General features: G+C 72.4%; 12 protein-coding genes and 2 tRNA genes. 5 read left to right on the forward strand and 9 right to left on the reverse strand.

Translation table 11 applies throughout. The features are described from left to right. Positions 1 to 14: 14 nt before the first annotated feature. The 6 genes from ACN261_RS02340 to ACN261_RS02365 all read right to left on the reverse strand — a co-directional run bounded on the left by ACN261_RS02340 (position 15) and on the right by ACN261_RS02365 (position 5,681). Entirely contained in the window at positions 15 to 812 is a 798-nt protein-coding gene (locus tag ACN261_RS02340; protein WP_421483759.1) for a carbon-nitrogen hydrolase family protein, read from the reverse strand. 291 nt (positions 813 to 1,103) lie between these two features. Next, on the reverse strand, positions 1,104 to 2,399 hold the full coding sequence (gene clpX, locus ACN261_RS02345; RefSeq protein ID WP_357928115.1) for an ATP-dependent Clp protease ATP-binding subunit ClpX: 1,296 nt from the start codon (positions 2,397 to 2,399) through the stop codon (positions 1,104 to 1,106). A 214-nt stretch (positions 2,400 to 2,613) separates the two neighbouring features. Then, a complete protein-coding gene (locus ACN261_RS02350) occupies positions 2,614 to 3,276 on the reverse strand; it encodes an ATP-dependent Clp protease proteolytic subunit (protein ID WP_030333536.1) in 663 nt (220 codons plus the stop codon). A 10-nt stretch (positions 3,277 to 3,286) separates the two neighbouring features. Beyond that, positions 3,287 to 3,928 (reverse strand): ATP-dependent Clp protease proteolytic subunit, encoded by a 642-nt coding sequence (locus ACN261_RS02355; protein ID WP_067310650.1) that lies wholly within the window; start codon positions 3,926 to 3,928, stop codon positions 3,287 to 3,289. Between the two features lie 171 nt (positions 3,929 to 4,099). Next, positions 4,100 to 5,452 (reverse strand): trigger factor, encoded by a 1,353-nt coding sequence (gene tig, locus ACN261_RS02360; protein WP_421483760.1) that lies wholly within the window; start codon positions 5,450 to 5,452, stop codon positions 4,100 to 4,102. 155 nt (positions 5,453 to 5,607) lie between these two features. After that, positions 5,608 to 5,681: transfer RNA gene (locus tag ACN261_RS02365), tRNA-Pro, on the reverse strand. A gap of 290 nt (positions 5,682 to 5,971) precedes the next feature. Here ACN261_RS02365 and ACN261_RS02370 point away from each other — a divergent pair. The 3 genes from ACN261_RS02370 (at position 5,972) to ACN261_RS02380 (ending at position 7,108) form a co-directional block, all read left to right on the forward strand. Beyond that, positions 5,972 to 6,045, forward strand: a tRNA-Gly gene (locus ACN261_RS02370). A gap of 89 nt (positions 6,046 to 6,134) precedes the next feature. Next, complete coding sequence (locus ACN261_RS02375; protein ID WP_425848178.1) at positions 6,135 to 6,599, forward strand: hypothetical protein; 465 nt, start codon at positions 6,135 to 6,137, stop codon at positions 6,597 to 6,599. A 161-nt stretch (positions 6,600 to 6,760) separates the two neighbouring features. Next, positions 6,761 to 7,108: a hypothetical protein gene (locus ACN261_RS02380; RefSeq protein WP_425848179.1), complete on the forward strand. Its 348-nt coding sequence runs from the start codon at positions 6,761 to 6,763 to the stop codon at positions 7,106 to 7,108. Positions 7,109 to 7,211: 103 nt separating this feature from the next. Here ACN261_RS02380 and ACN261_RS02385 read toward each other — a convergent pair whose 3' ends face one another. The 3 genes from ACN261_RS02385 to ACN261_RS02395 all read right to left on the reverse strand — a co-directional run bounded on the left by ACN261_RS02385 (position 7,212) and on the right by ACN261_RS02395 (position 9,275). Continuing rightward, on the reverse strand, positions 7,212 to 7,883 hold the full coding sequence (locus ACN261_RS02385) for an SMI1/KNR4 family protein (RefSeq protein WP_425848182.1): 672 nt from the start codon (positions 7,881 to 7,883) through the stop codon (positions 7,212 to 7,214). Positions 7,884 to 8,034: 151 nt separating this feature from the next. Continuing rightward, positions 8,035 to 8,781 carry a hypothetical protein gene (locus ACN261_RS02390; protein WP_425848184.1) on the reverse strand — a complete coding sequence of 249 codons (747 nt, stop codon included), beginning with the start codon at positions 8,779 to 8,781 and terminating at the stop codon, positions 8,035 to 8,037. Then, positions 8,778 to 9,275, reverse strand: a complete 498-nt coding sequence (locus ACN261_RS02395) for a SigE family RNA polymerase sigma factor (RefSeq protein ID WP_421483765.1) — start codon at positions 9,273 to 9,275, stop codon at positions 8,778 to 8,780. The genes ACN261_RS02390 and ACN261_RS02395 overlap by 4 nt, the downstream gene beginning before the upstream one ends. Before the next feature lie 140 nt (positions 9,276 to 9,415). Here ACN261_RS02395 and ACN261_RS02400 point away from each other — a divergent pair, with 140 nt between their 5' ends. Further along, a complete protein-coding gene (locus ACN261_RS02400) occupies positions 9,416 to 10,255 on the forward strand; it encodes a DUF3152 domain-containing protein (RefSeq protein ID WP_425848187.1) in 840 nt (279 codons plus the stop codon). Between the two features lie 158 nt (positions 10,256 to 10,413). Continuing rightward, positions 10,414 to 13,452 carry an Hsp70 family protein gene (locus ACN261_RS02405; RefSeq protein WP_425848189.1) on the forward strand — a complete coding sequence of 1,013 codons (3,039 nt, stop codon included), beginning with the start codon at positions 10,414 to 10,416 and terminating at the stop codon, positions 13,450 to 13,452. The last annotated feature ends 128 nt before the right edge of the window (positions 13,453 to 13,580 follow it).

Here is a 13,580-nt window from a genome sequence, read left to right on the forward strand (position 1 = left end):
CGGCCCCTGGCCCGTCAGAGGCGGCGGTTGGCCAGACTGGGCAGTTCGGCGCGGATCGTGCGCAGCCGGTCCAGGTCGAGGTCGACCACGGTGAGACCCGGTCCGTCCGGCACCTGGCCGAGCACCGTGCCCCACGGGTCGACCACCATGCTGCGGCCGAAGCACGTCCGGCCCGGGTCGTGGTCACCGGTCTGCCCGGCGGCGGCCACGAAACACTGGTTCTCGATCGCCCGGGCCCGCAGCAGGACCTCCCAGTGGTCCCGCCCGGTGTGCATCATGAACGCCGCCGGCACGACGAGCAGGTGCGCTCCCCCGTCCGTGGCGAGTTGCCGGTACAGCTCCGGGAAGCGCAGGTCGTAGCAGATGGTCAGGCCCACCCGCAGGCCCTCCACGTCGACCACCACCGGTTCCGCTCCGGGGGCCACGGTGGCCGACTCGCGGTAGGACACCCGCCCGGGGATCTCCACGTCGTACAGGTGGATCTTCCGATAGCTGGCGGCGAGGGTGCCGGACCGGTCGAAGACCAGCGAGGTGTTCCAGGTGTGCGCCGGGTCCGGCCCGGCCTCGTGGAAGGAGCCGGCCACCAGCCAGATCCCCAACCGGCGGGCCACCTCGGCGAAGAAGGTGCCCACCGTCCCGTCCACCCCCTCGGCCGGCGGCATCCCGTCGGCGGGGCCGAGATAGTCGACGTACTCGGGGAGGACCGCCAGGTCGGCACCGGCCGCCGCGGCCCGCACGAGCAGAGCCTCGGCGGCGGCCAGGTTGGCCGACCGGTCGTCGCGGGAGTTGAGCTGGCAGACGGCGACGCGCATGGTGCCCAGCGTACGGGCCGGACGGCAGGCCGGGACAGTACGCGACCCGGCACGGGCGGAACCCGGACCCCCGCCAGGGCTTCGCCCCCGGACACCGGACGCTCGGCCACCTGTCGTCGACCAGGGGGCACCGCGTGGACACCCTGAGCGCGGCCCAGAGCCGATCGCGAGCCGCGGGCGTGGATCGGGATGGACGGGTGCCTTCAGACGGCGGTCAGGGCACAGGCGCCGTACGCGCGGAAGCACGGCCCCGGGCGGGGGCCGTGCTTCCGACGGTGGTCGGGGTGTCGGTCAGGCCGACTTCTCCTCGCGGTCGCGACGGGCCCGGCGACCGGTGAACTCACGCGGCACGATGGTCGGGTTGACGTTCTCCAGTACGACCTCGCGGGTGATCAGCACCCGCGCGGCGTCCGGGTTGCTCGGCACCTCGTACATGACGGAGAGGAGGACCTCTTCCATGATGGCGCGCAGACCACGGGCGCCGGTGCCCCGGAGCATCGCCTGGTCGGCGATCGCCTCGAGTGCCGCCGGCTCGAACTCCAGCTCGACGCCGTCCAGTTCGAAGAGCCGCTGGTACTGCCGGACCAGGGCGTTGCGCGGCTCGGTGAGGATGCGCACCAGGGCGGAACGGTCCAGGCTGCGCACGTTGGTGATCACCGGCAGTCGGCCGATGAACTCGGGGATCAGCCCGAACTTGAGCATGTCCTCCGGCATCACCTGGCTGAAGATGTCGTCGGTGGAACGCTCGGAGACCGACCGGAGCCGGGCACCGAAGCCGGTGCCGCCGGAGCCGGTGCGGGCCTCGATGATCTGGTCGAGGCCGGCGAAGGCGCCACCGCAGATGAACAGCACGTTGGTGGTGTCGATCTGGATGAACTCCTGGTGGGGGTGTTTGCGTCCGCCCTGCGGCGGGACGTTCGACACCGTGCCCTCCAGCATCTTGAGCAGGGCCTGCTGCACCCCCTCACCGGAGACGTCCCGGGTGATCGAGGGGTTCTCCGACTTACGGGCGATCTTGTCGACCTCGTCGATGTAGATGATGCCCGTCTCGGCGCGCTTGATGTCGTAGTCGGCGGCCTGGATCAGCTTGAGGAGGATGTTCTCCACGTCCTCGCCGACGTAGCCCGCCTCGGTCAGCGCGGTGGCGTCCGCGATCGCGAAGGGCACGTTGAGCATCCGGGCCAGGGTCTGCGCGAGGTGCGTCTTGCCGCAGCCGGTCGGGCCGAGCAGCAGGATGTTGGACTTGGCCAGCTCGACGGCGTCGCTACCGGAGCCGGGGGCGTTGGCCGCCTCGGCCTGGATGCGCTTGTAGTGGTTGTAGACCGCCACCGCGAGCGCCTTCTTGGCCTGGTCCTGACCGACGACGTAGTTGTCGAGGAACTGGCAGATCTCCATCGGCTTGGGAAGCTCTTCCCACTTCACCTCGCCGGACTCAGCCAGCTCCTCCTCGATGATCTCGTTGCAGAGGTCGATGCACTCGTCGCAGATGTAGACCCCTGGGCCCGCGATGAGCTTCTTGACCTGCTTCTGCGACTTGCCGCAGAACGAGCACTTCAGTAGGTCGCCGCCGTCACCGATCCGTGCCACCTACGTTCTCCCTGCACTCGTCGACCGGAGACCGGCCCTGAACCGCGGGCGCCGGAGCGCCCGTCCGTGGTGAAATCCGTTCCGCCGGTCCGACCCGGCCACGCCGTACGGCCCCGACGTTACCCGCTGGCGAGGGTTTCTCCGACCCCCAAAACGGGTGTGTCAGAGGTCGGCCGGGAACTGCTCGCCCCGACCGACCTCCGAACGATGGTGCTCAGCGGGCCGCGTTGGCGGCCAGCAGGCCCTTCTTGCGGCTGGTCAGGATCGTGTCGACCAGCCCGTACTCCTTGGACTCCTCGGCCGTCATGATCTTGTCACGGTCGATGTCCTTGCGGACCTGCTCGATCGGCCGGTTGCAGTGCCGGGAGAGCATGTCCTCCAGCTGGGTGCGCATCCGCAGGATCTCCCGGGCCTGGATCTCGATGTCCGAGCCCTGCCCGTAGCCGCCTTCGGTGGCCGGCTGGTGGATGATGATCCGCGAGTTCGGCAGCGCCATCCGCTTGCCCGGGGTGCCCGCCGACAGCAGCACCGCCGCCGCGCTGGCCGCCTGGCCCAGGCAGACGGTGGAGATGTCCGGCCGGACGTACTGCATGGTGTCGTAGATCGCCGTCATGGCGGTGAACGAACCGCCTGGCGAGTTGATGTACATGATGATGTCGCGGTCCGGGTCGGTGCCCTCGAGCGTCAGCAGCTGCGCCATCACGTCGTTGGCCGACGCGTCGTCGACCTGGACGCCGAGGAAGATGATCCGGTCCTCGAAGAGCTTGTTGTACGGGTTGGACTCCTTGACCCCGTACGAGGTGCGCTCGACGAACGACGGCAGGACGTAACGGTTGTGCACGGCCGCGAACTGGGGCGGCAGGCTCAGATCGGTCATCGTCAGCTCCTCAGCTCAGGGTCCCGGCGCCATCCGGAACCTGGGTGGCTCCGATGATCACCTTGTCGATGAAGCCGTAGTCCATGGCCTCCTGGGCGGTGAACCAGCGGTCGCGGTCCGAGTCGGCCTCGATCTGCGCCTGGCTCTGCCCGGTGTGGTGGGCGACCCGCTCCTGGAACATCCGCTTGGTGTAGAGCATCTGCTCGGCCTGGATCGCGATGTCCGACGCGGTGCCGCCGAGGCCACCGGACGGCTGGTGCATCATGATCCGCGCGTGCGGCAGGGCGTACCGCTTGCCCTTGGTGCCCGCGCAGAGCAGCAGCTGACCCATCGAGGCGGCCATGCCCATCGCCACGGTCGACACGTCGTTGTCGATGTACTGCATGGTGTCGTAGATCGCCATGCCGGAGTAGACCGAGCCACCCGGCGAGTTGATCCAGAGGAAGATGTCGCGGTCCGGGTCCTCCGCCGCGAGCAGCAGCAGCTGGGCGCAGATGCGGTTGGCGACCTGGTCGTTCACCTCGCTGCCGAGGAAGATGATGCGCTCCTTGAGCAACCGGTTGTAGACCGAGTCGTCGAGGTTGCCAATGGTGTCGCCACCTCGGGCTTCGATCGCCCGGAGCGGCTTCGCTGGGATGTGCATGTCGGTCATGGCAGCCCTTCGCTCTCCGTACCGTCGTACCCGACATTAACCGCTCCACCGGGTGATCGACTCCCGCTCGCGGCACTGTTCGCTCTCAGCGCAGCAGGCTCGGGACGTACCCGGAAAAGGGGCTCGGCCGCCGTGCGCCGCAACGGGCGCACGGCGGCCTACCGGGTCGGATCAGTGCTCGTGGTCGTGGTCGTGCGCCTGCTCGCTCTCGGCCCGCAGCGCGTCGAGGGTGACCTCGTTGCCAGCCGAGTCCTTGATCTTGATCTTCTCCATCACGGAGGCGAGCGCCTTGCCGCGCCGCACGTCACCGAAGACGGCGGCGGCGGCGCCGGAGCGGACCAGCTGGTCGTAGTACTGCTGCGGGGCCATCCCGGCGCGCTGCGCCCGGTGGACGATCTCGTGGCCGAACTCGTCGTCGGAGACCTGGGTGTCCTCGGCGTCGGCCAGAGTGTCCAGCAACAGCTGGATCTTGACGCCCTCGGTCGCCGCCTCGGTCAGCTCGGCGTCGATCTGCTCCTCGGTCTTCTCCTCGGCGGCGAGGTACTCCTCCATCGAGGCGCCGATCCGCTCCAGCTGGTCGACCATCGCCTGCTTACGGCTGTCGACCTCCTCGCGGACGACACCCTCCGGTGCCGGCACCTCGGCGGCGGCGACCAACTGCTCCAGGGCCTTGTCCCGGGCGGCGTAGATCTGCTCGACCCGCTTGCCCCGGGTGACCTTCTCCCGCAGGTCGGCGCGCAGCTCCTCGATGGTGTCGAACTCGCTGGCCATCTGGGCGAAGTCGTCGTCCAGCTCCGGCAGCTCCTTCTCCTTGACCGTGCGGACGGTCACCGCCACCTCGGCGTCCCGGCCGGCGAAGTCGCCGCCCACGAGCTGGGTCGTGAAGGTGGTCTCGTCGCCGGCGGCGAGACCGACCAGGGCCTCGTCCAGACCCGGCAGGAGCTGCTTGCTGCCGACCTCGTGCGAGATGTTGCTCGCCGAGCCGCCCGGCACGTCCTCGCCGTCGACGGTCGCGTTCAGGTCGATCTGCACGTAGTCGCCCTCGGCGGCGGCCCGCTCGACGGTCTTGAGCGTGGCGAACCGCTCGCGCAGGTTCTTGACCTGCTCGTCGATCTCGCTCTCGTCGATCTGCAGCTCGTCGACGGTCACCTCGACGGTGGCCGGGTCCGGCAGGGTCAGCTCGGGCCGGACGTCGACCTCGGCGGTGAAGTTGAGCGAGTCGCCGTCGTTGAACTCGGTGATCTCGACCTCGGGACGACCGAGCGTCTTGAGGTCGTGCTCACGCACCGCGGCGAGGATGTTCTGCGGGATGGCCTCCTGCACCGCCTCGTTGAGCACGGTGCCCCGGCCCACCCGCTGGTCGATCACGGCGGCCGGGATCTTGCCCCGACGGAAGCCGGGAACCTGGACCTGCTGGCCGATCTCCCGGTACGCCTTCTTGAGGCTCGGCTCGAGCTCGACGAACGGCACCTCGATGGCGAGCCGCACGCGCGTCGGGCTCAGAGTCTCGACGGTGCTCTTCACAGGCGTACTCCTTGACGGATCTCAGTGGTGGGTCTGGGTCTGGGCGTGATTGCGCGCATCGAGTGTAGGCGAGCCGGGACGCTGCTCTGGCAGCGCCCGGCGAACCGCACGGATCGGCGTCGCCTCCCGGGGATGATCCCGGGATGCGCACGCAGTCGGGGTGGCGGGATTTGAACCCACGGCCCCTCGCTCCCAAAGCGAGTGCGCTACCAAGCTGCGCCACACCCCGTGGCGAAAGAAGTGTATGCCGTCGCGCCCCGCCCGGTATGCCGGGGCGTCCCCGACCGGCCGGTCCCCCACTCGCGTTCCGGCGTGCGCGCGATACACGTCCGCGGCGTCCGCTCGGTATATCCCCGGTGCGCGCTCGGCATGACCCCGGTGATCAAGAGGTTCGCGTCAGGGAGATCGTCGAGGGTGACGCGAACCTCTTGATCACCGAGGACACGGGGCCGGGGGGAGGGAATACCCGGGGTGCGGGGGTGGGGGTAGGCTTGCGGCGCGTCCGGTTTCCGGGCGTACGCGGGCGTAGCTCAATGGCAGAGCTTCAGTCTTCCAAACTGACGGTGCGGGTTCGATTCCCGTCGCCCGCTCCACACCCTCCGGCCCAGGTCAGCGGCGTGTTCGCCAAGCCTGGGCCGTTCTCGTACTCGAATGTCGGACGGCGGTGCCACCCTCTGGACCCATGAAGCCGCTCGTGGTGCACCGCACCACCTTCGGTCCCCACTATGGCCACTTCGTCCTGCGGGACGTGTGGTGCGATGCCGGCGACGAGGGCGAGTCACTCCAGGACGCGGAGGGCCAGGTAGCCGGCGCGTCCACGTACGAAATCTGCGTTCGAGTTCTCTCGGACGCATTGAAGGTGGGCCTTGAACTCCGGACGTGGGCCAGTGAGCCCGCGCCGGACAGCGGCCTGTGGGACGAATCTCGACAGCTTGAGCTGCACTGCCCGACCGGAGAGCTGATCGTCGAGGTGATCACCTCCGGAGCGGCACTGGAGGTCACCCCTTCGCAGGGAGCCGGCGTCTACGGCGTTCGCGTTCATCGCAGGCAGGCCGACACCCAGGAGTTCCTCATCGAGCTGTGGTGGCGGACCCCGCTGCCCCAAGCCGACGATGACGAGGACTTCTACGGCGACGTGTGGTCCTGACCAGGGTCAGGACAGCGCGTAGGTGTCTTCGATCTCGTGACGGCTACCGGGCACCACCAGCACCGATGCCATGATCGGGTCACCTGACGCCCGCCGCACCAGACGACGGCTGTCCATATGTCTGCGGTCGGCAGCTGTGTGGTACCGCTACCGTCACTGCCGTGACGACCTACGAGGCGGATGCGATGGTCATGGACATCCTGCTTGCCGGCGCTGCTGTCGCCCTGGTCGGGTGCGCTGCTTGGGTGGTTGTTCGCAGCCGGCGCACGTCAACGGTTCAGCTGCTCGGGCGGACCCTGCACTACCCCCGCGTGTGGGCCGCAGGGGCGGCATGCATGGGCTTCTACGCTCTCCTGGGGCTAGGGAATCTCACGGAGGGCACGCCCAGCGTTTGGCGCGCTCCGGGCCGGTGGATCGGTGCCGGGCTGTTGCTGGCGGCATCGGTCCTCATGGCCACCTACTGGCTCCTTGAGTATCGCGCCACGCGTCGGATTGGTCGTGACCAGTAAGTTGGGCCGTGACGAGCGCCAGCGTGGCCGGCCGTCGTCGATGCCGGGGCGTTCGACTGCCGCGCCGCTTCGCGGCTTGCCCGTTCGCCGTCGACCCGGACGGCTAGCCGGGTGCGACCTCGCGCTCGGCCGCCTCCAGCCAGCGCCGGTACCAGCGGGCGAACCCCAGCGGCGTCCCGTCGTCGTCGTACAGCGGCCGGAACCCGCCGCCCTCGGCGATGTCGTCCGCCCACATCTGCCCCCGGGTGGGACCGCTGACGACGAGCGCCTCCCGTAACGCGCAGCCGAGATGGCACAGGTACAGCAGGCCGATCGAGTTCTGCGGCGTGTAGACGACCTTCTCGTACCGCTCCCAGTAGGCGTCGTGCGCGGCGGTGAACGCCTCCGGCGAGTCGTAGTCGTCCTCCTCGGGTTCGGCGGGCAGGCCGTCGGCCGGGTTGAACGCCTCGACGTGGGCGAACGGACGCCCGAGCGCCGCCAGCGTGGTGAGGTCCGCGCCGTCGCCCTCCCACTGCCACCGTCCGTCGCGCCGACGCATCGGGAACAGCCCGTAGGCCGGCCCCGCGCCGCCCCGACCGGCCTCCCGCAGGAACGACAGGTACTCGGCGGGCAACTCCACCCGCAGCTGCTTCTGCACCTCGGTCAACTCGTCGGCGGTCAGTGGTGGTTCCAGCTCCCACCCGTGGTCGCCGGCGCCGAACACCGCATCGGAGTCGGGCGTCGCGGCCAACCGGGCGAGCCGTCCACGGATGTCCGACCAGTCGGTGCACGTCACGCCCGGCACGATACAAGCACGCGGGAAGCGTGCCCACGGGTCCCGCTGCGCAGTGGCCACCCGACGGACCGGAGCGCGGCACGAGGTCCGCGCCTGCGGGGTGCGCACCGCCACGCCGCCGGACCGGAACACCCGGCCGTCCCGTCGCCGGTCAGAGCAGGCGGCCGGAGCGGTCGCGGGCGACGATGCCGTCGAGTCGTACGCCGGGGGTGAGGTCGACCGGATCGAACCAGAAGACCACCAGTTCCGGGTCGGTGCTCCACCGGGCCAGCCGGGCGTCGACCTGCCGGCCCCCGACGGTGCCGACGATCCGGCTCGCCGGCCCGACGAAGTAGCCGAACGTCGGCACCGGCGGGCGGGCGTCCGAGGGGGTCGTGTCGTCGTACCCGATCTCGTGGAAGCCCGGTCGCCGGTCGCTGCCCTGCACGTCGTTGAGGACGATGTCGTCGATCAGTTCGCCGGCAGGGGTGCGACGGCCGGCCATCAACCCGACCCGCACCCTGGGTGCCTCGGGCACGTCGACCGCCACCAGGTAGTACACCCGCTGCTCGACGCCGTACCGGATGCCGGTGTCGACCACCTCGCCGATCGGCTTCCGGGGGGGCTCCCACCGGGTGGGTCCGGGGGTCGGCGACGACGTCGCCGGGGGCGTCGCGTCGGGCACGGTGGCCGCGCGGGCAGGTGGGCGGTCCGCCGCCGGCGGACCGGCCCACCGCACGCCGAGCCCCACGCCGCCGGCCACCAGCACGGTGACCAGTGCCGTCGCGCCCACGTTGACGAGCCGGCGGCGTCGGCGCAGCCGCCGGCCGTCCCGCATGATCACGGTCAGGTCGAGATCCTCGGGGTACGGCCGTTCGGTCGCCCGCATCGCCCGGCGCAACCGCTCCAACTCGGTCATCGGCCGGTCCCCTGGGTCGCCGGGACCCCGGTGGCGCGCAGCTTCTGCAATGCCCGGGAACCGGTGCTCTTCACCGTGCCGAGCGATACGCCCAGTTCGCGGGCCACCTGTGCCTCCGGTAGGTCGAAGTAGTGGCGGAGCACGACGATGGCCCGCTCGCGGGCGCTGAGCGCGCCGAGGATGTCGAGCAGCCAACGGCGGGTGGCCACGTCGTCGGCGACGTCGCCACGCCGCTGCTCGGGCAGGTCGTCGGTGGGGTACTCCCGGATCGGCCGCCGCCACCCGTCGACGAGGTGGTTGACCAGCACCGTGCGGGCGTACCCGTAGGCATCCTCGTCGCGGATCCGGGACCAGGACGCGTACGTGCGGACCAGGGCGGTCTGCGCGGCGTCCTCGGCCTGGTGGTGGTTGCCGGTCATCAGGAACGCGGCGTGTCTGAGCCGCCCGGAGGCGGACCGGGCGAACTCGACGAACTCGGCGTCACCCCGGGCCATGCCCGCTCTTCCCCATTGCCACGCCGGACAGGACGGGCGAGGGCACCGAAAGGTTGAGTGCCGGCGGGATCAACTGTTCCGGCGGTCCGCCCGTCCTTCCCGCTGCCCGACGCCGCCCGGCGGCGGGTGGAGGAGGCAGCATGGCGACGAAGGGTAGCCCCCGGCACGGGCGGCCGGTGACGGCGTTGCTGATGGCGGCCTGGCTGACCGGGTGCGGGCTGCCGGCGGCGGGGCCGCCTGGGACGGCACCGTCCTCCCCGGCCGGGGCGACGGCGACACCCGCCCCGACGGGGTCCGTCCGGACGGACGGGTCCGCCCAACCCGTCGGAACGGTCGCCGAGACGCCCGCCCGGTCCGGGCCCGCCCCCGTCGGCTACCCGGCGGACGGGACCAACCGCTGGCAGGTCGCGGCCGGCGAGACGACGGCGCCCCGGGGCACCGGCCGGTTGCTGCGGTACCGGGTGGCGGTGGAGCGCGACATCCGGGGGCTGCCGGCGGCGGAGTTCGCCGCCGAGGTCAGCGCGACGTTGACCGCCCCGCAGGGATGGACCACGGGCGGGACGCTGCGGCTGTGGCGGGTCGGCCCCGGTGGGCCGGCCGACTTCACCGTCCACCTGGCCACCCCGGGCACCCGCGACGAGCTGTGCGGGGACGCGGCGGACGGGTACACCTCGTGCCGCAACGGCGACCGGGTGGTGATCAACGTGGCCCGCTGGGTGAAGGGGGTGCCGGGGTACGGCGCGGACCTGGCCGTCTACCGGCGGTACGTGGTCAACCACGAGGTCGGGCACCGGCTCGGCCACGGCCACGAGCGGTGTCCGGGGCGGGGCCGGCCGGCCCCGGTGATGCAGCAGCAGACGCTGGGCCTGCACGGGTGCACCGCCAACGCCTCGCCGTACCGGAACGGCAGGCGCTACTCGGGGCCGCCCGGCGCGTACGCCGACCGGGTCCCCCCGCCCGAGCCGGGCCGCCGGGACTGACGGCCGCCGGGACGGGGCCGGACCCCCGGCTGCGCCAGGGCCGCTACGGACCCCGGGGGCGTCGGAGCGAGGGCGCAGCGGCCGGACCGGCCGGGGGCGGCGGGGGCTGCGTACCATGCGGGACCGGGCATCCCCTCGTCCGGTGGAGGTAGCGACGGATGGCAGGCCAGCAGGACGGATACGCCCTCGGCGTCGACCTGGGCACGTCCAACACGGTGGCCGTGCTGCGCTGGCCGGACGGGCGGACCCGACCGCTGCTGGTCGACGGGCAGCCGATCCTCCCCTCCGGGGTCTACGCCGACACCGAGGGCCGGTTGCACGTCGGCCGGGACGCCCAGCGGCTGGCCCAGGCGGACCCGACCCGGTACGAGCCGAACCCGAAACGCCTGGTGGACGAGCCGACGGTCCTCCTCGGCGACCGGTCGTACGCCCCGGCGGAGCTGCTCGCCGCGACCCTGTGGGCGGTCGCCGAGCAGGCGGTGGCGACGGTGGGGTTCCTGCCCCCGGCGGTGCTCACCTATCCCGCCGCCTGGGAGGCTCCCCGGCGGCAGGTGCTGCACGACGCGTTGGCGCTGGCCGGTTGGCCGTCGGCGGCCGAGCACACCATGTCCGGTCCGGTGCCGGTGGGCACCCGGCTGCTGCGGGAACCGGTGGCGGCGGCCCGCTACTACACGGAGGTGCTGCGGCGGCCGGTGCCGGTGGGCGAGTCGGTGGCGGTGTTCGACTTCGGCGGCGGCACCCTGGACGTGGCGGTCGTCCGTAACGAGGGCGCCGACCCGTGGGGCGACTCGGGTTTCACGGTGATCGCCACCGGCGGGATGGCCGACCTCGGCGGGCTGGACCTGGACGCGGCCCTGCTCGCCCGGGTCGGTGAGCTGGTCGGTGACGGGCAGGCGGCGCTCTGGGCCCGGCTGACCCGACCGGAGACGACCGGGCAGTGGCGGGACCGGCAGCAGCTCTGGGACAACGTGCGCGGCGCGAAGGAGATGCTGTCCCGGGTCGCCGTGGCCCCGGTCGCGGTGCCCGGCCTGGAGACCGCCGTCCCGCTCAGCCGGGCCGAACTGGAGCAGCTCGCCACTCCCCTGCTGACCCGGGCGGTCGCCCGGACCCGGGAGGTGGTCGCCGAGGCGGGCCTCACTCCGGACCGGCTCGCGGGGTTGTTCCTCGTCGGCGGCTCGTCCCGGGTGCCGCTGGTGGCCCGGCTGCTGCACGCCGAGCTGGGGGTCGCGCCGACCGTGCTGGAGCAGCCCGAGCTGCCGGTGGCCGAGGGGGCGCTCACCGACCTGCCGCTGCCCCGGCCGGGCCGGCGTCCCGGGTCGGCCGGCGCGGCCGGGCCCGCCCCGGCACAGCCGTCGCCCGCCCCGGCACAGCCGTCGCCCGCCCCGGCACAGCCGTCGCCCGCCGCGGTGCAGACCTCGCCCGCACCGGCACAGGCGTCGACCGCTGCGGTGCACGACGCCGCGCCGGGGGCATCCGACACCGCGTCCGCCCCGGCCGGTCCGGGTGACGGCCGACCCGCCGGCGTGGCCGCCACCCTGCCGGGGGGCGCAGCGCCCGCCGGCCCGGGCCACACCCTCCCGCCGGGGCCGGGCCACCTCCTCCCGCCGGAACCGAACGCGACCCTGCCGGCGGGACCCGGCGCGACCCTGGTGGCCGGGGCGGGCACTGCGTTCGGTGGGCCACCGGTGGTCGGATCAAGCGCGCCGCCGGTGCCGACCCCGGGTGGGCTGCCGCCGGACGGGACCGTGCCGGAGCAGGGCGGATATCCGACGGGCTGGCCGGGCGTACCGGCGGGGGCGGTGCCGTCACCGGGGACCGGTGCCGGCCCCTCGACGCCGGTGCGGCGCGGGCGTCGCCGGCTGTGGATCGGGATCGGTGCGGGGCTGGCGCTGCTCGGCGTGCTCGGCGCGGCGGCGCTCTGGTTCACCCGGGACCGCTACCCGGCGTTGGAGTTCCACACGCTCACCGAGGTGGCCCGGCCCGCCGCCGGTGGGGACCGGCCGACGGCGATGTTCACCGCCGTGCTCGGTGACCGCGCCTACCTGGCCTACGCGCTTTCCGACGACCGGCTCACCGTGGTGGCCGTCGACGCCGGCACCGGGAAGCAGGCGTGGCGGACCACGGTCGCAGCGGGTGGCGAGCGGTGGAAGGGGGTCCGGGCGGTGCCGGGGGCGGTGCTGGTCGTGGCGGACGCGGCCGGCGACAGCACCCCCCGCGACGTGGTGGTGCTCGACGCCGGCGACGGCAGGGAACGGTGGCGGTTGCCGGTGCAGGGCGACGATGCGGTGCACGTCACCCCGGAGCGGCTGGTCTGGGTGGACCGCGCCGGCAGCCGCCTGGTCGGGCTGCGGCTGCGTGACGGCCGGCAGGAGTGGACCTTGGACAACCCCCGCAGCGAGTACGGCGACACCCGCACCACGGTGTTGCGGGTGGGCACCGCGCAGAGCGTGGGCGGTCCCGCCGGGTTCGACGGCGCGTCCGATGCCCCCTGGCTCGGTGACGCCGACCAGTTGGTGCAGGTGGGTGCCGACCGGTCGGTGCGGGTGCTCGCCATGGACAGCGGCGAGGTGCTGCGCCGCCGCGACGGGGTCGCCGACGTCAGCGACCGGATGGTCGCGTACGGAGACCGGTTGTACGTGGTGGCGGAGGACCGGGGATACAAGCTGCTCGGTTACGACCTGGGCAGCTTCGCCGAGCCGACGGTGCTCTACAGCGCCGGTGAGCAGCGGCGGGTCACCGCGCTGGTGGCCTGCGGCGAGCACCGGGCCTGCCTGTTGGAGGTGCCGGAGGGCGACGCCGATCGCACGGAGGTGGTCGCGGCCACCGAGGGCAAGGGCAGTCGCCGCTGGGCGGCGCCCGGCGGCCAGGGCCTGGTGCCGGTGGGTGAGCACCTGCTCGTACGGCGGGAGCTGCCGAAGACCTCGGTGAGCCTGTTCGACCCGGACGGGAAGGCGGTGCTGACCGACCGCAAGGGCACGGCGGCCCGGGTCGACGCCGGCAACCTGCTGGTCTTCGCCGAGACGCCGAGCAGCGTCGAGGACGACCGGAGCCTGGCCGGGGTGTCGAAGTCCGGCGGGCTGACCGAGATGGGGCAGCTGCAGGGCGTCCGCAGCGAGTCGTGTGCGTGGAACACGTCGGTGATCATCTGCGGGGCGGAGCGGGACTTCGTGCTGTACCGGTTCGCCGGGGACGGCTGAACGGCCGGGGCGGCTGAGCCGCCGGACACCACTGGACGGCCGGACACCACTGAGCAGCCGGACACCACTGCGCCACCGGCTGCCACGGGGGCGGTCGGTGGCGCAGCGGCCCGGGGGGCGGTCGGTGG

The organism is Micromonospora sp. WMMD723, from assembly GCF_049863385.1.
Classification (GTDB): domain Bacteria; phylum Actinomycetota; class Actinomycetes; order Mycobacteriales; family Micromonosporaceae; genus Micromonospora; species Micromonospora wenchangensis.

Bases quoted from the DNA above. Each gene is read 5' to 3' on its own strand.
- ACN261_RS02340 (WP_421483759.1), bottom strand. From the start codon at position 812: ATGCGCGTCGCCGTCTGCCAGCTCAACTCCCGCGACGACCGGTCGGCC.
- ACN261_RS02350 (WP_030333536.1), bottom strand. From the start codon at position 3,276: ATGACCGATCTGAGCCTGCCGCCCCAGTTCGCGGCCGTGCACAACCGT.
- ACN261_RS02355 (WP_067310650.1), bottom strand. From the start codon at position 3,928: ATGACCGACATGCACATCCCAGCGAAGCCGCTCCGGGCGATCGAAGCC.
- ACN261_RS02375 (WP_425848178.1), top strand. From the start codon at position 6,135: ATGAAGCCGCTCGTGGTGCACCGCACCACCTTCGGTCCCCACTATGGC.
- ACN261_RS02390 (WP_425848184.1), bottom strand. From the start codon at position 8,781: ATGACCGAGTTGGAGCGGTTGCGCCGGGCGATGCGGGCGACCGAACGG.
- ACN261_RS02395 (WP_421483765.1), bottom strand. From the start codon at position 9,275: ATGGCCCGGGGTGACGCCGAGTTCGTCGAGTTCGCCCGGTCCGCCTCC.
- ACN261_RS02400 (WP_425848187.1), top strand. From the start codon at position 9,416: ATGGCGACGAAGGGTAGCCCCCGGCACGGGCGGCCGGTGACGGCGTTG.
- ACN261_RS02405 (WP_425848189.1), top strand. From the start codon at position 10,414: ATGGCAGGCCAGCAGGACGGATACGCCCTCGGCGTCGACCTGGGCACG.